This is a genomic window from Streptomyces sp. NPDC056738, from assembly GCF_042790435.1.
Classification (GTDB): Bacteria; Actinomycetota; Actinomycetes; order Streptomycetales; family Streptomycetaceae; genus Streptomyces.
Genome location: NZ_JBHTZF010000003.1, coordinates 326,594 through 347,885, shown reverse-complemented (window position 1 = coordinate 347,885; position 21,292 = coordinate 326,594). Strand labels below are relative to the sequence as shown.

Genomic DNA, 21,292 nt, shown 5'->3' with positions numbered 1-21,292 from the left:
CCCTACCCTCCCCCAAGGTCTCGGCTTCGCTCGACCAGGGGGGACCCCCATCGCACCTGGGGCTCCGCCCCAGACCCCGCTCCTCGAACGCCGGAGGGGCTGAAACGATCGCCGGCCGGGGCTGGAAGGTGGAGCGGTCGCCACGGCGCGCCCGTACCCGGCGACGTGCGGGAGGGGCCGGGCCGGTACATCAAATGCCCGTCGCCACCGACGTTCACACCTCACCCAACGGCGACGGGCGGATGTACCGGCGCGGCCCCGACCCCCCACCGGACCGGGCCCGCGACGGCCGACCCGCACCGGTGACCGGTGAACGCCCTCGGCGAGTCACGGCTGGGACGTCTCCGCCTCCAGGCTCGCCCGGGTGGCCGGGCCGTACACCCCGGGGTCGTCGCCCGAGATGCCCCGTGCCCACTGGTACCAGCGCACGGCGTCCTCGAGGTGGCGGTCGAACTGGCCGTCGGCCCTGTGCATGTACATCCTGAGCTGGCTCAGCCGAAGCTGGAGCTCGGTCACCTCGGAGCCGCTGTCGCCGCGCCGCAGGGTGGGTCCGGCCACCGTGTTCGCGCCGCCGCCCCCCGTGGACGCCACGGACCCCGTCGCGGTCGCCGTCGCGCTCGGCCGGGCGGACGTCGGTGACGCCGTGGCGGACGAGGACGGGGTGGCCGACGTCTCCGAGGCGGACACCGACGGCGACGGGCTCTCGCTGAGCGAGGCCGACGGGGACGACGAGGCGGACTTCGTCGAGGACGCGCTCGCAGACGGCACCGCGGAGGCCGTGTCCGACAGGACGTCCGGCGCGCTCGCCCTGACGTCCTTCGGCTGGGCTTCGTCGCGTGAGGGAGGGTCGTAGGAGAGCAGTCCGCTCGCGACTCCGGCCGCGGCCGCCACGGTCGCCACGACTCCGGCGACGGCGAGGACACCGGTGCGCCGGCGCCGCCCGCGCCGGCCCGAGGACGAGGCGTCCCCTCCGGGCTCCGGCGGGCGCGCGTTGTCGTGGAAGAGGCGGACGTCGGTGGCCCGCGCCTCCGAGGGGAGCGCCTTCAGCCGCATGGTCGCGTCGGCCGGCATCGGCGTGGGCGGCGCGGTCACCTCCGGCGGCAGCGGTGCCGAGCGGGGGGCCGTGTCCGCCGGTACCGGGGCCAGTCGCATGGTCGCGTCGGCGGGGACCGGAGCCGGCGCCGGGCCGGGGTGCGCCTCCGCCGGGATCGCGGCGAGCTGCATGGTCGAGGCGGCCGGGTCCTCCCCGTTGGCGGGCGGAGGCATCGGCACCCCGCCGACCGCCGGGGCGCCCGCGCCCGTCGGCTCTCCTCCGCCGGCGGGGGAGACGCCGTGGACAGCTTCCGGCACCCACGTCCCCTGCTGCACCCACGCCCCCTCCGGCGCAGCCGTCCAGGCACCCGCCTCCGCGCCGGCCCAGGCCTCACCGGCCGTCGGCGCGGCCTGCCAGGAGCCCGTTCCGGCCGGGTACGGGACGCCGGTGCCGTCGGCCGGTCCCAGGCCCGCCCCGGTGTGCCCGGAGTTCTCCGTGCCCAGTTCCACGTAGGGCCGTATGCGCAGCGGGTTGAAGTCCTCCGCCGCCGCGGCCTCGGCCGAGCGCTCGTCGCGCAGGGCGTCGGACGCCCTGCGGGTGCAGGCGCAGGACGGGGTGCCGTCCTGCGCCCGGTGTGCGGCGCACTCGGGGCAGACATGGCCGTTCGATTCAGTCACGCGTGGGTCCCTCCCCCCTGAAAGCTCCAGTGATTATGCGGACGACCTTCATGCAATCTTCAAGCAGCCCCCCGGAAGAGAAGATTCCGGTTGCCTCGACAGGCCATAACCGGACACACCGATCAGGATGGAGGGTGACCTGGACCCCAGGTGCTCAGGGAGGCCGCATGACCGGGGACGCGCACGGTTCCGACACACCGACCGGCCAGGGGCCGGAAGGGGTGGAGGCGCCGACCGGCGGCGACAGGGGCGAGCCGCCCGGACTGCAAGACTCGGTCGCGGTCAGCGAGTCGGCGGTGCGCCGCCGCAGCGCCGCGGAGACCGACGCCAAGGACTCGGTGCACGGCAGTGTCTTCGTCTCCATCGGCGCCCTGCTGCTCGGCATGCTGCTGGCCGCCCTGGACCAGACGATCGTGTCCACCGCGCTGCCGACCATCGTGAGCGACCTCGGCGGTCTGGAGCACCTGTCCTGGGTGGTGACGGCGTACCTGCTCGCGTCGACGGCGGCGACCCCGCTGTGGGGCAAGCTCGGCGACCAGTACGGCCGCAAGAGACTGTTCCAGACGGCGATCGTGATCTTCCTGGTCGGCTCGGCGCTGTGCGGCATGTCGCAGAACATGGGCGAGCTGATCGCCTTCCGGGCGGTACAGGGACTGGGCGGCGGCGGTCTGATGGTGCTGTCGATGGCGATCGTCGGCGACCTCGTCCCGCCGCGTGAACGGGGCAAGTACCAGGGGCTGTTCGGTGCGGTGTTCGGCGCGACGAGTGTGCTGGGACCGCTGCTCGGCGGGCTGTTCACGGAACATCTGAGCTGGCGCTGGGTCTTCTACATCAACCTGCCCGTCGGCGTCGTGGCGCTCGTGGTGATCGCCGCGGTGCTGCACATCCCGAAGAAGTCGGCACGGCACGTCATCGACTACGCCGGCACGTTCCTGATCGCCGCGGTCGCCACCTGCCTGGTCCTGGTGGCCTCGCTGGGCGGCACCACCTGGGACTGGGGCTCGCCGCAGGTCATCGGGCTCGTGGTCCTCGGCGTGGTCCTCGCGGTCGCGTTCGTCGCGGTGGAGCGGCGCGCGGCCGAACCCGTGCTGCCGCTCAAGCTGTTCCGGGTCCACACCTTCACGCTGTCCGCGATCATCAGCTTCATCGTGGGCTTCGCGATGTTCGGCGCGATGACCTACCTGCCGACGTTCCTCCAGGTCGTGCAGGGCGTCTCGCCCACCATGTCCGGTGTGCACATGCTGCCGATGGTGTTCGGGCTGCTGCTGTCGTCCACGGTCTCCGGCCAGATCGTCAGCCGTACCGGCCGCTGGAAGGTGTTCCCGGTCGCGGGCACCGGGATCACCGCCCTCGGGCTGCTCCTGCTGCACCAACTGGACGAGAACAGCGGCACCGGGATCATGAGCACGTACTTCTTCGTGTTCGGCCTGGGCCTCGGCCTCGTCATGCAGGTGCTCGTGCTGATCGTGCAGAACGCGGTGTCGTACGAGGATCTGGGCGTCGCCACCTCCGGGGCGACCTTCTTCCGGTCCATCGGCGCCTCGTTCGGCGTCGCGATCTTCGGCACGGTCTTCGCGGGCCGTCTCGGCGACAACCTGACGAAGGCGCTGGCCGGACAGCAGCTTCCACCCGGCGTCACGACGGACTCCCTGAAGGCGGACCCGAAGGGGATCGGCCAGTTGCCGGCCGACCTGCGCCAGCCCGTCCTGCACGCGTTCGCGACCTCGATCACCGACGTCTTCCTGTACGCGGCCCCGGTCGCCCTGCTCGGGTTCGTGCTGGCCTGGTTCCTGCGCGAGGACAGACTGCGCGGCTCCGTCACGGCACCCGACGTCACGGAGACACTGGCGAGCAACCCGGTCGAGCGGTCGTCGTACGACGAGGTGTGCCGGGCGCTGTCCGTGCTCGGCACCCGTGAGGGGCGCCGCGAGGTCTACGAGACGATCACCGCGCGCGCGGGCTACGACCTGTTGCCGGCGGCGAGCTGGCTGCTGCTGCGGATCAAGAAGTACGGGTGGGCGGAGCCCGCGCTCCTGGCCGAGCGCAGCGCGGTCCCCCTGGACGTCGTCCTGGCCGCCGCCCGCCAGATCGAGGAGCGCCGGCTGGCCCGCCGCGAGGGCGTGGACCTGGTCCTGACCGACGAGGGCCGGGTCGCCGCCGGGAATCTGTCCCGGGCCCGCGAGGAGTCCTTCGCCGAACTGCTGGGCGACTGGTGGACGCCGGACCGTCCGACCGACCTCACCCAGCTGGTGGCGGAGCTGAACGAGGAGATGTGCGGTTCCGACGCGGAACGCCCGCACGAGAGCGCCTCCACCGCCCGCCCGCGGGGGGAACCGGCCTGACGGCCCGACCGTCAGCCGGCCAGGTCCTTCCGGAACCAGTGCTCGGCGTAGACCTCGTCGTTGTGCGGCGCGGTCTCCTCGTAGCCGTGCCGGGCGTACAGGGCCCGCGCCTCGACCAGGTCGGAGCGAGTGTCGAGGACGAGCTGCCGGGCGCCCAGGCCGCGCGCCGCGGCCTCGGCGGCCGCCAGCAGGAGCGGAGCCGCGCCCTTGCCGCGCAGGTCCGCGCGGACGAAGACCCGGCTCAGCTCGCCCGTGCCGGCGTCGAGCATCCGCACCCCCGCCGTCCCGCCGGGCTCACCGTCGTGGCGCGCGAGGAGCAGCACACCCGCGGGCGGCGCGAACTCGGCGCCCGTCCGCGCGGCGATCTCCCGCTCCAGCTCGTCGGGATCCGTCGTACGTCCCTCGTGCAGCTCGTACCACCGGTCGCTGACCTCGGTGTAGTACGCCCGCCAAAGGGTCGCGGCGGCAGGGGAGTCGAAGGGTTCGGGGGCCACGCTCCAGGAGCCTCGCGCGGCGGACGGCGGTCGGGTCATGCGGGCCATTGTCGGCCGGTGCCACCCCGGGCGCGCAACCGGATATGGGGCCGCGGCCGAACGGCGGGACGGGGAGGGGGTGTTGACGTCCGTGCCGTCCTGGGGCCGTTTGAGGAGCGGGTTCCGGGCAACCCGGTCCGGGAACCGGCCCGTTGGGTCGAGAACCGGGAAGGCACCCATGTCCACAGCCGTGATCATCGCTCTGATCATCGTGGCGGCCGTTGCCGTTGTCGCGGCCGCCCTGACCCTCCGCGCCCGAAGGCCGCCGGGCGGGCGCGCCCTGCGGCGGCGCTTCGGACCGGAGTACGACCGGACCGTCGCCCGGCACGACGGCGACACCCAGGCCGCCGAACGCGACCTGAACGAGCGCGTGAAGAAGCACGGCGCGCTGAGTGCGCGGCCGCTCGAGCCCGCGGCCAGGGAACGGTACGCGGCCGGCTGGACGGCCGCCCAGGAACGGTTCGTCGACTCGCCCCAGGAGGCGGTGGCCGAGGCCGACCGTCTGCTCGGCGAGCTGGCCGGAGAGCGCGGATTCCCGGGCGGGGACCGTTACGAGGAGCAGGTGTCGGCGCTGTCCGTCCACCACGGACACCACGTCCACGGGTATCGCCGTGTGCACCGGGCCGCGTTGGCCCGTACCGGCGGGGGCGGGAACGGCGGCGGCGAAACCGAGAAGCTGCGCGAGGCGATGCTGGAGGCCCGCGACCTCTTCGACGAGCTGCTGACCACGACCCGCGAGGACACCTCGCCGGCCAGGGCGCGGAACACGGAGGACGTGAGCGGGACCCCGGCCGCCCGCCAGGAGCGCAACGGGCGGTTCGCCCTGACCAAGGACACCCGGCGCGCCGAGCAGGCGCGGACGACGGGGAACGACGGGCGCGCGGAGCCGGCGGAGAGCGCCGGGCGTGCCGAGAACGGCGAGAGCGCCGAGAACGGCGAGAGCAGCACCAGGACGTCCACCCCCGATACTCGCTCCCACCTTCCCTGGTCCTTCACCAGGCGTCAGGCGAAGGGGAGTTGAAGAAGGTGAGCACCATGAAGCCAGAGCAGGATCCCGAGCGGACCCCGGCGCGCGAGGCCACCATGAAGGGCCGCGTGACCCCCGTACCCCCTGAGCGTTCCCCGGACGACCGGGCGGACGGCGACCACGGTGAGGCCGAGGACGTGTCGCGTCGTGAGGCCCTCAAGGGCCGGGTGGACCCCGTGTCCACCGAGCCCGCCCCGAGCGGGACCGGCGCCCCGGACCGGAACGGCGACCGCGCCAGGGCCGGCGCCGGTGCGGCCGGGACCGGCAAGGCCGACGGCGGGGGCTCGGCCGTCCGCCCGGCCGGGACCCGGACGGCCGACGGTGCCGACTCCCCGGTCCGTCCGGCCGGAACCGGTACGACGTCGTCCCGCGCGACGGCGGGTGCCGGTGCCGACGGGCGGGGTGCCGCCCCGGCCGACGGACGCGCGGGGCGTCCGGACGACGGTCCCGTGGCCCCCGTGTCCCGCACGTCCGGCGGCACCGACGACGGACCCGGTCCGCGTCCGGTGTCCCGGGATGCCGCGGGAGCGCGGCCCGGGGGCGGTCCGGCGGACACCGAGGACCGTGCGGAGGAGTCCGCCGGGCGGGACGAGCGGATGCTCTCGCTGGACGAGCACGACAAGTTCTCGCTGCGGATGCGGCACGCGGTCGGCGGGTTCATCGACGGGCCGCAGGCCTCCGTGGAAGAGGCCGACCACGTGCTGGAGGAGCTCGCGGGCCGGTTCACGGAAGCGGTGACCCGGCGGCGGCGCGACCTGCGGACGTCCTGGCAGTCGGGCGACGAGGACAAGGCGGGCGGCGAGGACACCGAGCGGCTGCGGCTCGCCCTGCGGGACTACCGCGAGATGACCGAGCGGCTCCTGCGGATCTGAGCCCACCCGGACCTTCCCCGGTGAAACAGGCCGCGTCCCGGATCATGGCCCGGGACGCGGCCTCACCGCGTCCGGGATTCTTCGCAGTTCGGGTGCGGCCGGACACGCCCTAGGACGGCGGGCCGTCCGGGGCCGGGTTCTCGCGGGTCGTGTGCCACTCCTGGACGATCTTCTCCACGTCGTACGGCTTGAGACCGAGCGGAGGTCCGGGCGGCGGCTTGAACATCATCTCGCGGATCTTGGCGTTGATCTCCTCGACGGCCCGCCGCACCGCACGCTCGGAGGGAAGCGCGGGAACCGCCGCGAGCACGTCCTCCGCCTCCTTGCGCAGGGCCAGCGTGGGCGGCAGGACCGACAGACCCTCGCGGGCCATCTTCCGTTTGATCCACCAGAGTTCGTCGTACGGGGTGTCGGTGACCTCGGGCAGCGGTTTGCCCGCGCCCGGGAGTTCCGTGAATTCGCCGCGGGCCTCCGCCTGGCGGATCTGCCGGTCGACCCAGGACTCGAAGCTGACGCCCGGTGGCTTGCGCTCGGTCATGAGTCCATTGTGCCGGAGGTCACGCGGCGACGGTAAAGGTCGAATTATCATGCGGCGGCGGCGGGGCAACCTCGTTCCCCGGCGGGACAATTGGACCAGCACCTCACGAAGGAGCGCGCGTTGCTCGAACTCACCATGGCCTCGGTGACCGGAGGGGACGCCGGAGCGACGGCCGGGATGCAGATGGCCGACGCGCCCAGCGACCCAGGAGCCATGCTGCGGGTGGGCCGGGACCGGGCCGTGTGCCGTCTCGCGACCCCCGACGACTGGCTGTTCGTCTCCCGGGTCCACCTGGAGTTCCTGTGCGGCCCCGACGGCTCCTGGCAGGTCACCTGGCTGCGGGGTTCGCACCCGGAGCCGTCCTCCGAGGTCCGGCTGATCCTCACGGGACTGCAGCCCCAGCCGCTTCCGTACGGCGGGACGGCCCGGCTCCCGGCGGGCGGCTCCGGCGAACTGGTCATCCAGGACCGCACCGGGCCCCACACCGTGAACGTGGGCTTCTACCACGAGGTCTGAGAGCGGCGCGGGGTGCGGCGGCGCGGTGGTGCGGGACCGGGCGGTCAGGCCCGTACGCGGGCCAGCGCGAAGCCGTCGTACCCCTTGCTGCCCACCGTCTGCACCGCCGTGCCGTCCAACTTCGGGTGGGTGGCGATCAGTTCGAGCGCGGCCCGGGTGCCCCGCACGCTCGGGTCGGTGCTCGTCCCGTCGGTCACCGCGCCGCCGCGGACCACGTTGTCGAGGACGATCACGCTGCCGGGCCGGGTGAGCCGGACCGCCCACTCGATGTAGTGGGGGTTGTTCACCTTGTCCGCGTCGACGAAGACGAGGTCGAACGGCTCCGGGTTCTCGTCCGCCAGCTTCGGCAGGGTCTCCAGGGCCGGGCCCACCCGCACCTCGGTGATCTTGTCGAGGCCGGCCCGCGCGAGGTTGGCCCGGGCGACCTCTGCGTGCCGGGGGTCGTACTCCAGCGTGATCAGCGTCCCGTCGGCGGGCAGGGCGCGGCCCAGCCAGATCGTGCTGTAGCCGCCGAGCGTGCCGATCTCCAGGATGCGGCGGGCGCCCTGGATCTCGGCGAGCAACTGGAGCAGCTTGCCCTGGTTCGGCGCGACGTTGATGGCGGGCAGTCCGGCCGCGTCGCTGTCGTGGAGCGCGGCGGTGAGGATCTCGTCGGCGGGGGCCAGGAGGTTGGTGAAGTGGTCGTCGACGTCGTTCCAGAGCTGTGACTCGCTCATGCACCGGGCCTTTCATAGCCTAGTTAGATGCGCTAAGGACTTTCGTCTCGAACCTAACCCCCGGCACCTCCGCGTGCCAGCAGGATTCGGGCCCCGCGCGTCGACGTGGCGCGGGGCCCGCCGGCGTCAACGTCGGGCGGGTTCCACGGCGGGCGCCGAGCCCGGCAGCGGCCGGCCCGCCGACTCCGTCATGAACCAGACGGCGGCACCGCCGATCACGGCCGCGGCCATCATGTAGTACGCGGGCATCATCATGTTCCCGGTCGCCCCGATGAGGGCGGTGACGACCAGCGGGGTCGTGCCGCCGAAGAGCGAGACGGAGACGTTGAAGCCGATCGAGAGCGAGCCGTAGCGGACCCGGGTCGGGAAGAGCGCCGGGAGCGCGGCGGGCATCGCGGCGGTGAAGCACACCAGCAGCAGGCCCAGGGCGCCCATGCCGAGCGCGACGGCGAGCAGACTGCCCTGGCGGATCAGCAGCAGCGCCGGGACGGACAGCGCCAGGAAGCCGGCACAGCCCGCGGCGATCACCGGGCGGCGGCCGACCCGGTCGGTCAGGGCGCCCGCGAAGGGCTGCACGACCATCATCAGCGCCATCACGCCGAGGACCACGAGCAGACCGTGCGTCTCGTCGTACTTGAGCTCGCTGGTCAGGTAGCTGGGCATGTAGGACAGCAGCATGTAGTCGGTGACGTTGAAGACCAGCACCAGGCCCATGCACAGCAGCAGCGTGCGCCACTGGCCGGTGACCATCTCGCGCAGCGGCACCTTGGGGCGGGCGGCCTCGGACTTCTCCAGCTCCGCGGCGAACGCCGGGGTCTCCTCCAGGCGCATCCGCAGGTAGAGGCCGATGATGCCCATCGGGCCCGCGATCAGGAACGGGACGCGCCAGCCCCAGGACAGCAGGTCGTCGGTGGACAGCAGGGCGGTCATGAGGGTCACCAGACCCGCGCCGCCGATGTATCCGGCCAGCGTGCCGAACTCCAGCCAGCTTCCGAGGAAGCCGCGCTTCTTGTCCGGCGCGTACTCGGCGATGAAGGTCGTGGCGCCGGCGTACTCGCCGCCGGTGGAGAAGCCCTGCACCAGACGGGCCACGAGCAGCAGGATCGGAGCGCCGACGCCGATCGTGGCGTACGACGGGATCAGACCGATCGCGAAGGTGCCCGCCGCCATCATGATCATGGTGAGCGCGAGGACCTTCTGGCGGCCGATCCGGTCACCGAGCGGACCGAAGACCATGCCGCCGAGCGGGCGGACGAGGAAGGCCGCGGCGAAGGCGCCGAACGTCGACAGGAGCTGGGCGGTCGGGTTGCCCGAGGGGAAGAAGACCTTGCCCAGGGTCACCGCGATGTAGCTGTAGACGCCGAAGTCGAACCATTCCATCGCGTTGCCGAGCGCCGCCGCCTTCACGGCGCGCCTGACCAGCGCGGGGTCGGTGACGGTGACCTCGGGGGAGCCGGGGCGGGCGGGAGCCGGGACACGGACGGCGGGGGCCGTCGGGGTCGCGGTCGGGGTGGCGGTCGGCAAGAGCCTTCCTTTCGCCGGGGACAGGGACGGGTCCGCCCGGGAGCGGGCCCGGGGGCTCGCGCAGGTGACCCGTGAAGGTGACCCGCGGGTGACCCGGGGCGGACCGGCGGCCCGTCCGAAGACGGGCCGAAAAGCGACCTTAGGGCCCTTTGCCCCCATCACGTGGGGTAAGCGGTCCTGCGCTCAGAGTGCGTAAAGGCGGCGTATGCAGGCGCGACGGGAGAACCGGAGCCGTCCTCGCGGGGTGCCGTCTGTGAGTCATGTCGCGGGCCCGGCCGGGAACCGGCCCTTTCGCGGACCGTCGATATTCGGACAAAGCGGAGCGGGCGTTCAGGCCGATCCGGGCCTGCCGCGCCCTCCGGTGACGGTGGCCGTGACGCGCCGGATCCTGATATGGGTTGACATAAGGGATCTGTGAGACACGGGTCGATCAACGGGTCGGAGGGCCGACAGGGCGTGGCGAACGTGGAGCACGGCGGACGGCCGGGCGAGGGCCTCGTGGGAGCACCGGAGACGGTGCGGGCCCGGGTGCGCGCGCTGCGCGTCGGGCTCTGGGCCGTCGCCGCCGTACTGGCCGTACGACAGCTCGCCGCCGTCCTCAGCACCCCCAAGGCGGAGCGGCTGACCGACCTGGAGACCTGGGTCGGCCCGCACGGCGTCCTGCACGTGAAGGGCTCGCTGTACGACTCGACACGGTTCACCGGCACCCCGTTCGGCGGCCTCGTCCTCAAACCCCTCACCCGGTCGGCCGAACAGGCCCTGGGCTGGGGCTGGACCTTCGGCACCCTGCTGCTCGTCGTGGCGCTCGGCCTGATCGCCGCCCGCGCCCTGCCACCGCCCGTGAGCCGGCGTACGTCACTGCTCGCCGCGCCCGTGGCCGTCAGCCTGCTGATGCTGTCGCTCCCCGTGCGCAACGCCCTCTACCTCGGCCAGACCAGCATCATCCCGGTGCTGTTCGTCCTGCTCGGCTGCTTCGTCGTCCGCGGCGAACGCCTCTGCGGCGTCCTCATCGGGCTCGCCGCCGCCCTCCAGCCGACCGTGCTGCTCTTCGCCCCGCTGCTCTGGTTCACCGGCCGCCGCCGCGCCGCCACCGCCACCGGCGTCACCTTCGCCGCCCTCACCGCGCTCGCCTGGGGCGCGATGCCGCACGACTCGACCACGTACTGGGTGCACCACCTGGCCGGCGTCGGCCTCGGCGGGTCCGCCGACGACCTCGCCAACCAGTCCCTGCACGGCGCCCTGCTGCGGCTCGGCCTCACCGGGCCGCTGGAGGTCGGCCTCTTCCTGGCGCTCGGCGCGGCCGTCGCCTTCCTCGGACTGCGCCGCGCGGTGCGCTACGCCCGGGACGGGCAGTTGCTGCTCGCCGTCGCGGTGACCGGCTGCGTCGCCGTCGCCGTCTCGCCCACCACCTGGCAGCACCAGGTCCTGTGGGTCCTGCTCGCGCTCGTCGGCCGGGTCGGCCGGAAGGCCTCCGACCGCTATGTGTGGCCCGTCGCGGTCGTCCTCGTCATGACGCTGCCCGTCCCGATGCTGCTGCCGGACATGCCGGTCCTCGAACCGGTGCGCGACAACGTGGTGCTGATCGCCGCGCTGGCCGCCGCCACGGCCGTTCCGTTCCTGTCCCGTACGTCCGCGTACTACCGGGCCCCGGTCCCCACCCGCCACGCGGCGCCCGCCCCCACCCGGTGGAGGCGGATCCCGCTGTCGGCGTCCGGCCGGATCCTCACCCGCCCGAACCTGCTCCTCGAACTGCTCCTGATCCGCGTCGGCTACTCCGCCTACCAGCAGGTCAGGCTCGCCGCCACGGGCGGCACCAACTCCGGCGGGCGGGCCACCGCCGAGCACCACGGCCGGCAGGTCCTCTCCGTCGAGCGGTTCCTGCACCTGGACATCGAGCGCTGGGTCAACCACGCGGTGGTCCAGGTCCCCGGCCTGCGGGACTTCTTCGACTTCTACTACCAGTCGTTCCACTTCGGTGTCCCGCTCACCATCCTCGCCGTGCTCTACGTCCGCCGCCCCGCCGACCACCGCTGGGCGCGCTCCGCCCTCGGCTTCGCGACCCTCCTCGCCCTCGTCGGCTTCTGGCTCTACCCGCTCGCCCCGCCGCGCCTGATGCCGGGCCTCGGCGTGATCGACACCGTGCACGGGGTGCAGGACTTCTCCAAGCCCGACTACGGAACGCTGACCGAGCTGACCAACCAGTACGCGGCGATGCCCTCGCTGCACTTCGGCTGGTCCCTGTGGTGCGGGATCGTCATCGTCGTGCTGGCGCCCAGGTGGTGGATGAAGGCACTGGGCCTGCTGCACCCGCTCCTCACGGTCTCCTCGATCGTGGCGACCGGAAACCACTGGGTCCTGGACGCCGTCGGCGGAGCGGCTGTCGTCGCCGCGGGCTTCGGCCTCACGTATCTCGTCAGCGGCCCGCGGGTCCGGGCGGCCGTGGCACCGGCCGGGGCCGCGGTGGGACGACCGGTCGGCGTGGCGGGCCGTACGCCGGGCTGATCACCTCGGGGGAGGCAGAGGCGGACGCGGGGGTGCCCCTGCCTCCCTCGGGACGGGCCGGCGGTGCCGGGAGGCCGCCGGCCCGAGCGTGCGCGGCCCCGCTACGCGTGACGGACCTGGAGCTCCTTGACCCCGTTCAGCCAGGCGGAGCGGAGGCGGCGGGGGTCGCCCGCCAGTCGCAGCTCCGGCATCGCGTCGGCGATCGCGTTGAAGATCAGGTCGATCTCCAGCGTGGCCAGGGACTTGCCGAGGCAGAAGTGCGGGCCGCCGCCGCCGAAGCCGAGGTGCGGGTTGGGGTCACGGGTGATGTCGAAGACCTCGGGGTTCTCGAACACCTCGGGGTCGTTGTTCGCGGAGGAGTAGAAGATGCCGACGCGGTCGCCCTTCCTGATCCGCTGCCCGCCCAGTTCGGTGTCCTGGGTCGCGGTGCGCTGGAAGGCGACGACGGGGGTCGCCCAGCGGACGATCTCCTCGGCGGTGGTCTTCGGCCGCTCCCTCTTGTAGAGATCCCACTGATCGGGGTGGGTGAGCAGGGCGTGCATCCCGTGGGTGATGGCGTTGCGGGTCGTCTCGTTGCCGGCGACCGCCAGCAGCAGGACGAAGAAGCCGAACTCGTCGGAGGCGAGATTCCCCTGGTCCTCCGCCGCCACCAGGGTGCTGACGATGTCCTTGGCCGGGCACTGCTTGCGGTCCGCCGCCATGTTCATCGCGTACGAGATGAGTTCGGTGGCCGACTCGGCGCCGATCTCCTCGGTGATCGCGTACTCCGGATCGTCGTACGCCACCATCTTGTTGGACCAGTCGAAGATCTTGACGCGGTCCTCCTGCGGGACGCCGATGAGCTCGGCTATGGCTTGGAGCGGCAGTTCGCAGGCCACCTGGGTGACGAAGTCGAAGGAGCCGTCGGGGGCGGCCTGCGCGAGCGCGTTCGCGACGATCGAACCGGCCCGGGCGCGCAGCGCGTCCTCCAGTGAGCGGATGGCGCGCGGGGTGAAGCCACGCTGCACGATCTGGCGGACCCGGGTGTGTTCGGGCGGGTCCATGTTCAGCATGATGAGGCGCTGGACCTCGATCTGCTCGCGCTGGATGTGCTCGTTGAAGCGGATGACGGCCGTGTTGAGGAACGAGGAGAACAACTCGGGGTGCGTCGAGACGTACTTGACGTCCGAGTGCCGGGTGACGGCCCAGTAGCCGTCGTCCTCGAAGCCCGCCACACCGGGCTGTTGGGGGACCCAGTGGACCGGCTCGGCCCGGCGCAGCTCGGCGAACTCCGGGAGGGGCACGCGGTGGTGCAGCACGTCGGGGTCGGTGAAGTCGAACCCGTCGGGCAGCGCTGGACAGGACATCGGCAACTCCCGGCTCTTTCTCGCACGTAATTCTGACGGGTCATCAGGAACATGGAATCGCCGTGAAGGTAGTAACGGGTTCTACAAGTGGCAAGAGGCGCGGCCCTCCCAATTCCGTGCGGGATTGGTGCAGATCACGACTTCGGGAGCTGCACGACCCTTGCGGCGCGGGGGGTTCGCTCAGCAAACTGCACGCAGAACTGGTACGCGTTCTAGTTCTGCGCGGTGGGTGGGCCGGGACGCCCCGCGCTGCGCGGTTCAGCCAGGGCCTGGCCGCCGGGCAGGCCTGAGGAGAGGACGAGCCCCCATGGCCGCGGAACCCGTGATCGTCGAAGCCGTACGGACCCCCATCGGCAAGCGCGGAGGCGCGCTCGCCAATCTGCACCCCGCCTATCTCCTGGGCGAGACCTACCGTGAACTCCTCGGCCGCACCGGCATCCCCGCCGACTGCGTCGAGCAGATCGTCGGCGGCACGGTGACCCACGCCGGCGAACAGTCCATGAACCCCGCGCGCACCGCCTGGCTGACCGTGGGATTGCCCTACGAGACGGCCGCGACGACCGTCGACTGCCAGTGCGGGTCCTCGCAGCAGGCCTCCCACATGGTCGCCAACATGATCGCCGCGGGTGTCATCGACGTCGGGATCAGTTGCGGTGTCGAGGCGATGTCGCGGGTGCCGCTGGGCTCGGGGTCCAAGCACGGGCCCGGCAAGCCGTTCCCCGACGAGTGGAACGTCGATCTGCCGAACCAGTTCGAGGCGGCCGAACGGATAGCGCGCCACCGCGGACTGACCCGGGAGAACGTCGACTCCCTCGGGCTCATCTCGCAGGAACGGGCCGCCGTGGCCTGGGCCGAGGAGCGCTTCAAGCGCGAGACGTTCGCCGTGCAGGTGCCCACCACCGAGGACGAACAGCGGGCCGGGCAGGGCATGTGGCGGCTCGTCGACCGGGACGAGGGGCTGCGCGACACGTCCATGGAGGCGCTGGCGAAGCTGAAGCCGGTGATGCCGACGGCCGTTCACACGGCCGGCAACTCCTCCCAGATCTCCGACGGTTCGGCGGCCATCCTGTGGGCCTCCAAGCGGATGGCGCGGGCGCTGAAGCTGCGGCCGCGGGCGCGGATCGTGGCCCAGGCGCTGGTGGGTTCGGACCCGCACTTCCACCTGGACGGGCCGATCGACGCGACCCGGGCCGTGCTCGGCAAGGCCGGGATGTCGCTGAAGGACATCGACCTCGTCGAGATCAACGAGGCGTTCGCGTCCGTGGTGCTGAGCTGGGCCCAGGTCTTCGAGCAGGACCTGGAGAAGGTGAACGTGAACGGGGGCGGGATCGCGCTCGGGCATCCGGTGGGGGCCACGGGGGCGCGGCTCATCACCACCGCGCTGCATGAACTGGAGCGGGCGGACAAGGAGTTCGCGTTGATCACGATGTGTGCGGGTGGGGGGCTCGCGACGGGGACGATCATTCAGCGGGTGTGAGGGGGGCGCGGTGCGTTTGCCGTGGGCTCGCGGCGGGTTTGCCGCGGGCTTGCGGCGGGTTTGCCGCGGGCTTGCGGCGCTACTCCCGGCCGGAGACGGTTGCCGCCAGGGCTGCGGGGATCAGGGCCGCGATCAGCAGGGGGAGGGCGAGGCCGTGGTTCAGGACCAGCCACGCGCCGAGCAGGGCGCCGGCCGCCATCGCCAGGACGGAGGCGGTGCGGCGCGGGGAGTGGTGGCCCGCGCCGCCGCCGGCGCGGCTGTCGGCGGCCAGGCCCGTGAGGGTCATCGTCAGGACGGTGGTCGTCAGGTCGGCGATGCCGAGCCTGCGGACCGTCGCGTTGCGCAGGCCCATCGCGAAGGCCGTGACGGCGATCACGGTGTAGGTGGTGGCGGTCGCGTGCGGGGCGGCGAAGGCCACCGCCGCGCAGGCGGCCGTCAGGATCGCCTCGGCTCCGAAGACGGCGCGGGCCCAGGTGCGGCGGGGGCCGTCGCTCAGGCGGACGGTCGTCCGTCCGCCGGCTGTGGCGCCGGCCACGAAGCAGCACAGGGAGGTGAGGGTGTGCGGGACGGAGAAGCCGGGGGCGCCGGCGGCGGCGAAGCCGAGGACCACCACGTTGCCGGTCATGTTGGCCGTGAAGACGTGGCCCAGGCCGAGGTAGCTCACCGCGTCGATGAGGCCGCTGACGACGGTCAGTGACAACAGCGCGGGCACGAGGCGGAGGCCTCTTGACTCGGGGTCGTGCGGCGGGGTCATGCGGGCCAGTCCACCACGGGGGCGGGTCCCGGTCGTGTCCGCGTTCGCGGTGTCGCTCCGGTGGGTGGGTCGGGGCCGTGCCGGTGCATCAGCCCGTCGCCGTTGGGTGAGATGTGGGCGTCGGTGGCGACGGCCATTGATGTACCGGCACGTCCCCGACGGCGCGATCCCGGCTGCGGGTGCATGATCCAGACGGTTCCAACCCCGGCCGACGAAAGTCCCAACCCCGGCGGCCAGAGCTTCCAGCCCGGCCGGCCAACGCTTCCGGCCCCGGCCGGCCAAAGCTTCCGGCCCCGGCCGGCCAAAGCTTCCGGCCCCGGCCGGGCAAGGCTTCCGGCCCCGGTCGGCGAAAGTTCCAACCCCGGCCGGTCACGGCTTCCAGCCTCGGTCGGGGGAAGCTCCAACCCGGACCGCCAAAGCTCTCAGCCCGGTCCACCAACGCTTTCAGCTCCGGGCGGCGAAAGTTTCAGCCCCTCCGGCGTTTGAGGAGCGGGGTCTGGGGCGGAGCCCCAGGTTCGGGTCGGGTAGGGGCGGAGGGGGCGAAAGAAGGTTGTGGCCGGACGGGGGGGGGAGAGGGGGGCGGAAGGCCGGGGTACGACGAAGGCGGCAGCCCCGGAACGGGGTGCCGCCTTGTGTTTGCGGGGCTGATCAGTACCAGCCGTTGGCCTGCCAGAAGCTCCAGGCACCGGCCGGGCTGCCGTAGCGGGAGTTCATGTAGTCCAGACCCCACTTGATCTGGGTCTTGGGGTTGGTCTTCCAGTCGGAACCGGCGGAGGCCATCTTGGAGCCGGGAAGCGCCTGGACCAGGCCGTACGCACCGGAGGACGAGTTGGTCGCGCTGACGTTCCAGCCGCTCTCGTGCTCGACGATCTTGCTGAAGGCGTTGAACTGCGAGGCGTCCGGAATCATCGTGTGGGCGATCGACTTCGCGGCGGAGGCGCTGGTCGGAGTGGCGGCCTGGGCAGGCGCCGCGGCCAGGACCATACCGGCGGTGGCGGCGGCCACGGCGGTACCGGCGAGGGCCTTCTTCGGGGAAGAGACGATGCGGCGGATGACGGAGACGGACACGGAGAACCTGTTTCCTCGGGGACATGGAGTCGCTGGTGCGCCGTGACCACGTGGTGTGTGGAAGGAGCGGCGTACGTCGGCGCCGCGGCCCGTGGGGGCTCGTGGCGCCTGGCGACGTCCTCAAGACAAACAGGATCCGAGCCCGTCCGCAATGACCCTTTTTACTAGTTGTGGTCGCATTCGAGGGGAGTGGGTGCGGTGTGACGTGGATCTCAATGTGCAGGTCAGAGGGTGTATTGGTGCGGGCATGTCAGGTGCTGTGTCTACTAGGGCGCCTCGTATGTGACCTGCGCCCTGTGGGCCGGTTCACCCCGCCCCTGACGGACGGTGCGGGGGAGGCCACGCGGTGCTGACCGGCGCTGTGACGTGGGTCCCTGATCACCGCGGGTCGAACGTGACCGGGCTCTCGAAAGCCGCCCGGCGCGTGGCCCTGCGCAGCGCCTTGAGGAGGGCCGTGCCGATCGTCAGGGTCAGGACGACCGTGACCACCGCCCGCCCCAGGTCCCAGCCGAGCGAGGTCGCCAGGCAGTATGCGAGGAAGCGGGCGAGGTTGGCGGGTACGGCGGCGTGCGGGTCGAAGGCGATGTTCGAGGCCAGCGCGTCCATGAAGGGCCAGCCGGCCAGGTTCATGACGGTGCCGTAGGCGAAGGCGGCGAGGAAGCCGTACCCGGCGAGCATCAGCAGCTCCGCGCGGCCGCGCAGCCGGTCCGGGCCCGGCAGGAGCCCGGCCCCCATCGTGAACCAGCCCATGGCCAGCATCTGGAACGGCATCCAGGGCCCCACCCCGCCCGTCAGCAGCGCCGACGCGAACATGGTCACGGACCCGAGGACGTAGCCGAAACCCGGCCCGAGCACCCGGCCGCTCAGCACCATCAGGAAGAACATGGGCTCGATCCCGGCTGTCCCGGCCCCCAGCGGGCGCAGCGCGGCGCCGGTCGCGGCCAGCACACCCAGCATGGCGACCGCCTTAGGGCCGAGGCCCGATTCGGAGATCGTCGCCGCGACCACCGCGACCAGCAGGACGAGGAGCCCCGCGAACAGCCAGGGCGCGTCCTGGGCGTGCGCGCTGACCTGCGAGCCGGGACCCGCGAAGAGCGGCCAGCCGAATCCGGCCGCTCCGGTCGCGCTGACCAGGACCAGGGCGGCGACGGAACGCGGGCCGAGACGGACGGCCCGGGCCTGGGCCTGGGGCTGAGGGCGGGAACGGGGGCGGGCGGAGGGGTCGGTGGAGGTCATGCGAGGGCCCTTCCGACCTGGGCGACGGTGAGCCACGGCTCGGGGGCCAGGATCTTGGCGACCTGCGGGGCGAACGACGGGGACGCGACGACCACCTCGGCGGTGGGACCGTCGGCGACGACCTCACCGTCCGCGAGGATCACCACACGGTCGGCCAGTTCGGCGGCGAGTTCCACGTCGTGGGTGGCCAGCACGATGGCGTGCCCGCCGGCGGCCAGCCCGCACAGCAAGGAGACCAGCCGGGCCTTGGCCGCGTAGTCGAGGCCCCGGGTCGGCTCGTCGAGCAGCAGCAGCGGGGGACGCGCCGTGAGGACGACGGCCAGCGCCAGCGCCAGCCGCTGCCCCTCCGACAGATCACGCGGGTGCGTGTCGTCCGCGATGTCCGGCAGCAGCTCGGACACCAGCGCCCGGCAGGTTCCGGCGGCGGCCCCGGCGTCCTCGTCGGCCGCCGCGCACTCGGCGGCCACCGTGTCCGCGTACAGCAGGTCCCGCGGCTCCTGCGGTACGAGTCCCACGCGGCGTACGAGGTCACGCGGCGCCGTGCGGTGCGGTGTCGCCCCGCCGACCCGGACGGATCCCGCCGCCGGTTCGACGAGCCCGACCAGTGCTCCGAGCAGGGTCGACTTCCCTGCGCCGTTGCGGCCCATCAGCGCGATGGTCTCGCCCGGCCCCGCGGTCAGGTCGACCCGCCGCAGCGCCTCGACGCGCCCGCGCCGGACCGCCAGCGACTCGACGACGGCCACCTCCGACGGCGGGGGAGGGGGCGTGGTCGTCGGCGCGCTCCCGCCTCCTCCGCGTTCCCGTCCCCGTCCGCGGAAGAGGCGGGAGAGGAGGGGGGTGGGGGTGGCTGGGGGTTTCGGTGCCGGTGACTGTGACTGTGACTGTGACTGGGGGAGGGGGAAAGGGGGCGTGGGTTCGGGTGAGGGTGTGGCGGTGAGGCGTTCGCGCAGGGTTCCCGCCCTGCGGCGTGCGTCGCGCACGGTCAGGGGGAGCGGGGACCAGCCGGCCAGGCGGCCGAGCTCCACGACCGGCGGGCACACCGGGGAGACGGCCATGATCTCGGCCGGGGTGCCGAGCGTCAGCGGCGCTCCCGGAGCGGGCAGCAGGGCGATCCGGTCGGCGTACTGGACGACCCGTTCCAGGCGGTGCTCGGCCATCAGGACCGTGGTGCCGAGGTCGTGGACCAGGCGCTGCAGGACGGCCAGGACCTCCTCGGCGGCGCCGGGGTCCAGGGCCGAGGTGGGCTCGTCGAGGACCAGGACCCGCGGGTGCGGGGTGAGCACCGAACCGATCGCGACCCGCTGCTGCTGGCCGCCGGACAGCGTGGCGATCGGGCGGTCGCGGAGGTCGGCCAGCGAGAGCAGGTCGAGGGTCTCCTCGACCCGGCGGCGCATCACGGCCGGTGCGAGGCCCAGCGACTCCATGCCGTAGGCGAGTTCGTCCTCCACCGTGTCCGTCACGAAGTGGGAGAGCGGGTCCTGGCCCACCGTGCCGACCACGTCCGCGAGTTCGCGCGGCTTGTGGGTCCGGGTGTCCCGCCCCGCGACGGTGACCCGGCCGCGCAGCGTTCCGCCCGTGAAGTGCGGGACCAGCCCGCTCACCGCGCCCAGTACCGTCGACTTGCCGACCCCGGACGGGCCGACCAGCAGCACCAGTTCGCCCTCGGGCACCTCGAAGTCCACGCCCCGGACGGCGGGTTCGGCCGCTCCCGCGTACGTCACGGAGACATCCTCGAAGCGGATCACGATGACTCCTCGGGGGCAGGGGTTCGCCGGGCGGCCGGGGCCGCGAAGGCGGGGAGCAGGCCGAGCAGGATCGCGGCGGCGGGCAGGAGCGGGAGGTCGGGGGCGACCAGGGGGATGACGCCGGGGCGCAGCGCCACGGGGTCCTGGGAGGCGGCCACGATCATCAGGGCCGCGACCGCCACGCCCGACCCGGCGACCAGCCAGGCCCGGACGCCCCAGAGGTCCGGCCGGTACCGCGTGCGCGGTGAGCGGCGGCCGCCCAGCCACAGGCCGCCGAGCGCCGCGCCGAGCCCGGCCAGCAGGACCGGAAGGCCGTAGGTGTCGCCCGCCGCGGTCAGCAGTCCGTACGTTCCGGCGCAGACACCGAGCAGGCCGCCCAGGGTGAGGGCGCCGGTGGTCCGGCGGATGGCGGCCGGGACCTGTGCCGTACGCCCGTAGCCGCGTGCGTCCATCGCCGCCGCCAGTGCGACCGAACGCTCCAACGCGCCCTCCAGGACGGGGAGTCCCACGTGCAGCAGGCCGCGCAGCCCCCGGTCGGGGCGGCCACGGAGCCGGCGCGCGGCGCGCAGCCGCTGGACGTCGGCGATCAGGTGGGGAGCGAAGGTCAGCGCGACGACCACCGCGACGCCCGCCTCGTACAGCGCTCCCGGCAGCGACTTGAGCAGTCGTGCCGGGTTCGCCAGGGCGTTGGCGGCGCCGACGCAGACGAGGAGGGCGGCCAGCTTCAGGCCGTCGTAGAGCGCGAAGAGCAGGCCCTCGGCGGTGACCCGGCCGCCGACGCGCACCCCCTGCGCCCAGTGCGGGAGGGGGATCTCGGGGAGCGTGACGATCACGTGCGTGCCGGGGATCGGGGAGCCGAGGAAGACGGCGAAGGCCAGACGGATGACGAGGACGGCCGCGGCCAGCTTCACGAACGCGGCGTAGGAACGGGCCCACGGGGCGTCGCTGCGGTGGGTGGCCACCACGAAGCCCGCCACCGCCATGAGCAGCGCCAGCAGCAGCGGGTTGGTGGTGCGCGAGGCGGCCGTGCCGAGCCCCAGCGCCCAGACCCACCAGGCCCCGGGATGCAGCGCGTCGGCCCGGGCCACCGCAGCGGGACCGAGGGTATGGGGGCGAGGGCGGGGGTCAGGGAGGGGGCGGGTGCCCCGTGACGGGACGCCGGGGGTGGTAGGCGCGGCGGGCGCGGCGGGGGGCTGCGAACCCGCCGGGGCGTCGCTCGGCGATGGCTCCGCCCGGTCGGTGTCCGGCGGTGATCCCGCCGTGCTCGTGCTCCGCGGTGCCTTCGACTCGCTCGCGTCCGGTTCCGGGCGTCGAGGGACCGGCATGCCGGGTTCCCGGTGTCGTTCGGGTCGGCGGGAGGTCCGCCGATTCGGGGCGGTGGGGTGG

General features: G+C 73.0%; 17 protein-coding genes. 6 read left to right on the top strand and 11 right to left on the bottom strand.

Annotation, left to right across the window (positions count from 1 at the left end):
* Nucleotides 1-327: 327 nt before the first annotated feature.
* A complete protein-coding gene (locus tag ACFRIC_RS08990) occupies nucleotides 328-1,710 on the bottom strand; it encodes a peptidoglycan-binding protein (RefSeq protein WP_382781694.1) in 1,383 nt (460 codons plus the stop codon).
* 167 nt (nucleotides 1,711-1,877) lie between these two features.
* On the opposite strand from ACFRIC_RS08990, the gene ACFRIC_RS08985 reads away from it, so the two are divergent.
* Entirely contained in the window at nucleotides 1,878-4,052 is a 2,175-nt protein-coding gene (locus tag ACFRIC_RS08985; RefSeq protein ID WP_382781692.1) for an MDR family MFS transporter, read from the top strand.
* A gap of 11 nt (nucleotides 4,053-4,063) precedes the next feature.
* Here the strand turns inward: ACFRIC_RS08985 and ACFRIC_RS08980 are convergent, their stop codons facing one another.
* Complete coding sequence (locus ACFRIC_RS08980; RefSeq protein WP_382781689.1) at nucleotides 4,064-4,585, bottom strand: GNAT family N-acetyltransferase; 522 nt, start codon at nucleotides 4,583-4,585, stop codon at nucleotides 4,064-4,066.
* A gap of 178 nt (nucleotides 4,586-4,763) precedes the next feature.
* On the opposite strand from ACFRIC_RS08980, the gene ACFRIC_RS08975 reads away from it, so the two are divergent.
* Complete coding sequence (locus ACFRIC_RS08975) at nucleotides 4,764-5,606, top strand: hypothetical protein (RefSeq protein ID WP_382781686.1); 843 nt, start codon at nucleotides 4,764-4,766, stop codon at nucleotides 5,604-5,606.
* A gap of 14 nt (nucleotides 5,607-5,620) precedes the next feature.
* Entirely contained in the window at nucleotides 5,621-6,484 is an 864-nt protein-coding gene (locus ACFRIC_RS08970) for a hypothetical protein (protein ID WP_382781684.1), read from the top strand.
* Between the two features lie 109 nt (nucleotides 6,485-6,593).
* Here the strand turns inward: ACFRIC_RS08970 and ACFRIC_RS08965 are convergent, their stop codons facing one another.
* Complete coding sequence (locus ACFRIC_RS08965; protein WP_382781681.1) at nucleotides 6,594-7,022, bottom strand: DUF1992 domain-containing protein; 429 nt, start codon at nucleotides 7,020-7,022, stop codon at nucleotides 6,594-6,596.
* Nucleotides 7,023-7,142: 120 nt separating this feature from the next.
* Here ACFRIC_RS08965 and ACFRIC_RS08960 point away from each other — a divergent pair, with 120 nt between their 5' ends.
* Nucleotides 7,143-7,538 carry a hypothetical protein gene (locus tag ACFRIC_RS08960; RefSeq protein ID WP_382781678.1) on the top strand — a complete coding sequence of 132 codons (396 nt, stop codon included), beginning with the start codon at nucleotides 7,143-7,145 and terminating at the stop codon, nucleotides 7,536-7,538.
* 44 nt (nucleotides 7,539-7,582) lie between these two features.
* Here the strand turns inward: ACFRIC_RS08960 and ACFRIC_RS08955 are convergent, their stop codons facing one another.
* Both ACFRIC_RS08955 and proP read right to left on the bottom strand, forming a co-directional pair.
* Entirely contained in the window at nucleotides 7,583-8,254 is a 672-nt protein-coding gene (locus tag ACFRIC_RS08955; RefSeq protein ID WP_382781675.1) for an O-methyltransferase, read from the bottom strand.
* A 126-nt stretch (nucleotides 8,255-8,380) separates the two neighbouring features.
* Nucleotides 8,381-9,778: a glycine betaine/L-proline transporter ProP gene (gene proP, locus ACFRIC_RS08950; protein ID WP_382781672.1), complete on the bottom strand. Its 1,398-nt coding sequence runs from the start codon at nucleotides 9,776-9,778 to the stop codon at nucleotides 8,381-8,383.
* Nucleotides 9,779-10,234: 456 nt separating this feature from the next.
* On the opposite strand from proP, the gene ACFRIC_RS08945 reads away from it, so the two are divergent.
* Nucleotides 10,235-12,280, top strand: coding sequence for a bifunctional glycosyltransferase 87/phosphatase PAP2 family protein (locus tag ACFRIC_RS08945; protein WP_382781669.1), 2,046 nt, complete (start codon nucleotides 10,235-10,237; stop codon nucleotides 12,278-12,280).
* Between the two features lie 101 nt (nucleotides 12,281-12,381).
* Here ACFRIC_RS08945 and ACFRIC_RS08940 read toward each other — a convergent pair whose 3' ends face one another.
* Nucleotides 12,382-13,626: a cytochrome P450 gene (locus tag ACFRIC_RS08940; protein WP_382781665.1), complete on the bottom strand. Its 1,245-nt coding sequence runs from the start codon at nucleotides 13,624-13,626 to the stop codon at nucleotides 12,382-12,384.
* Between the two features lie 307 nt (nucleotides 13,627-13,933).
* Here ACFRIC_RS08940 and ACFRIC_RS08935 point away from each other — a divergent pair, with 307 nt between their 5' ends.
* The gene (locus tag ACFRIC_RS08935; protein WP_382781662.1) at nucleotides 13,934-15,103 is read left to right on the top strand and encodes a steroid 3-ketoacyl-CoA thiolase; all 1,170 of its coding nucleotides are present in this window, start codon (nucleotides 13,934-13,936) and stop codon (nucleotides 15,101-15,103) included.
* 79 nt (nucleotides 15,104-15,182) lie between these two features.
* Here ACFRIC_RS08935 and ACFRIC_RS08930 read toward each other — a convergent pair whose 3' ends face one another.
* The 5 genes from ACFRIC_RS08930 to ACFRIC_RS08910 form a co-directional block, all read right to left on the bottom strand.
* Nucleotides 15,183-15,857: a YoaK family protein gene (locus tag ACFRIC_RS08930; RefSeq protein WP_382781659.1), complete on the bottom strand. Its 675-nt coding sequence runs from the start codon at nucleotides 15,855-15,857 to the stop codon at nucleotides 15,183-15,185.
* A gap of 648 nt (nucleotides 15,858-16,505) precedes the next feature.
* On the bottom strand, nucleotides 16,506-16,925 hold the full coding sequence (locus ACFRIC_RS08925; protein WP_382781656.1) for a transglycosylase SLT domain-containing protein: 420 nt from the start codon (nucleotides 16,923-16,925) through the stop codon (nucleotides 16,506-16,508).
* Between the two features lie 378 nt (nucleotides 16,926-17,303).
* Nucleotides 17,304-18,161, bottom strand: a complete 858-nt coding sequence (locus ACFRIC_RS08920) for an ECF transporter S component (protein WP_382781653.1) — start codon at nucleotides 18,159-18,161, stop codon at nucleotides 17,304-17,306.
* Nucleotides 18,158-19,906 (bottom strand): ABC transporter ATP-binding protein, encoded by a 1,749-nt coding sequence (locus ACFRIC_RS08915; protein ID WP_382781650.1) that lies wholly within the window; start codon nucleotides 19,904-19,906, stop codon nucleotides 18,158-18,160. The genes ACFRIC_RS08920 and ACFRIC_RS08915 overlap by 4 nt, the downstream gene beginning before the upstream one ends.
* Entirely contained in the window at nucleotides 19,903-21,231 is a 1,329-nt protein-coding gene (locus tag ACFRIC_RS08910; RefSeq protein ID WP_382781647.1) for an energy-coupling factor transporter transmembrane component T, read from the bottom strand. Before ACFRIC_RS08910 ends, ACFRIC_RS08915 begins: the two co-directional genes overlap by 4 nt.
* Nucleotides 21,232-21,292 lie beyond the last annotated feature (61 nt).

Bases quoted from the DNA above. Each gene is read 5' to 3' on its own strand.
- ACFRIC_RS08985 (WP_382781692.1), top strand. From the start codon at position 1,878: ATGACCGGGGACGCGCACGGTTCCGACACACCGACCGGCCAGGGGCCG.
- ACFRIC_RS08980 (WP_382781689.1), bottom strand. From the start codon at position 4,585: ATGACCCGACCGCCGTCCGCCGCGCGAGGCTCCTGGAGCGTGGCCCCC.
- ACFRIC_RS08975 (WP_382781686.1), top strand. From the start codon at position 4,764: ATGTCCACAGCCGTGATCATCGCTCTGATCATCGTGGCGGCCGTTGCC.
- ACFRIC_RS08970 (WP_382781684.1), top strand. From the start codon at position 5,621: ATGAAGCCAGAGCAGGATCCCGAGCGGACCCCGGCGCGCGAGGCCACC.
- ACFRIC_RS08965 (WP_382781681.1), bottom strand. From the start codon at position 7,022: ATGACCGAGCGCAAGCCACCGGGCGTCAGCTTCGAGTCCTGGGTCGAC.
- ACFRIC_RS08955 (WP_382781675.1), bottom strand. From the start codon at position 8,254: ATGAGCGAGTCACAGCTCTGGAACGACGTCGACGACCACTTCACCAAC.
- ACFRIC_RS08940 (WP_382781665.1), bottom strand. From the start codon at position 13,626: ATGTCCTGTCCAGCGCTGCCCGACGGGTTCGACTTCACCGACCCCGAC.
- ACFRIC_RS08935 (WP_382781662.1), top strand. From the start codon at position 13,934: ATGGCCGCGGAACCCGTGATCGTCGAAGCCGTACGGACCCCCATCGGC.
- ACFRIC_RS08930 (WP_382781659.1), bottom strand. From the start codon at position 15,857: ATGACCCCGCCGCACGACCCCGAGTCAAGAGGCCTCCGCCTCGTGCCC.
- ACFRIC_RS08920 (WP_382781653.1), bottom strand. From the start codon at position 18,161: ATGACCTCCACCGACCCCTCCGCCCGCCCCCGTTCCCGCCCTCAGCCC.
- ACFRIC_RS08910 (WP_382781647.1), bottom strand. From the start codon at position 21,231: ATGCCGGTCCCTCGACGCCCGGAACCGGACGCGAGCGAGTCGAAGGCA.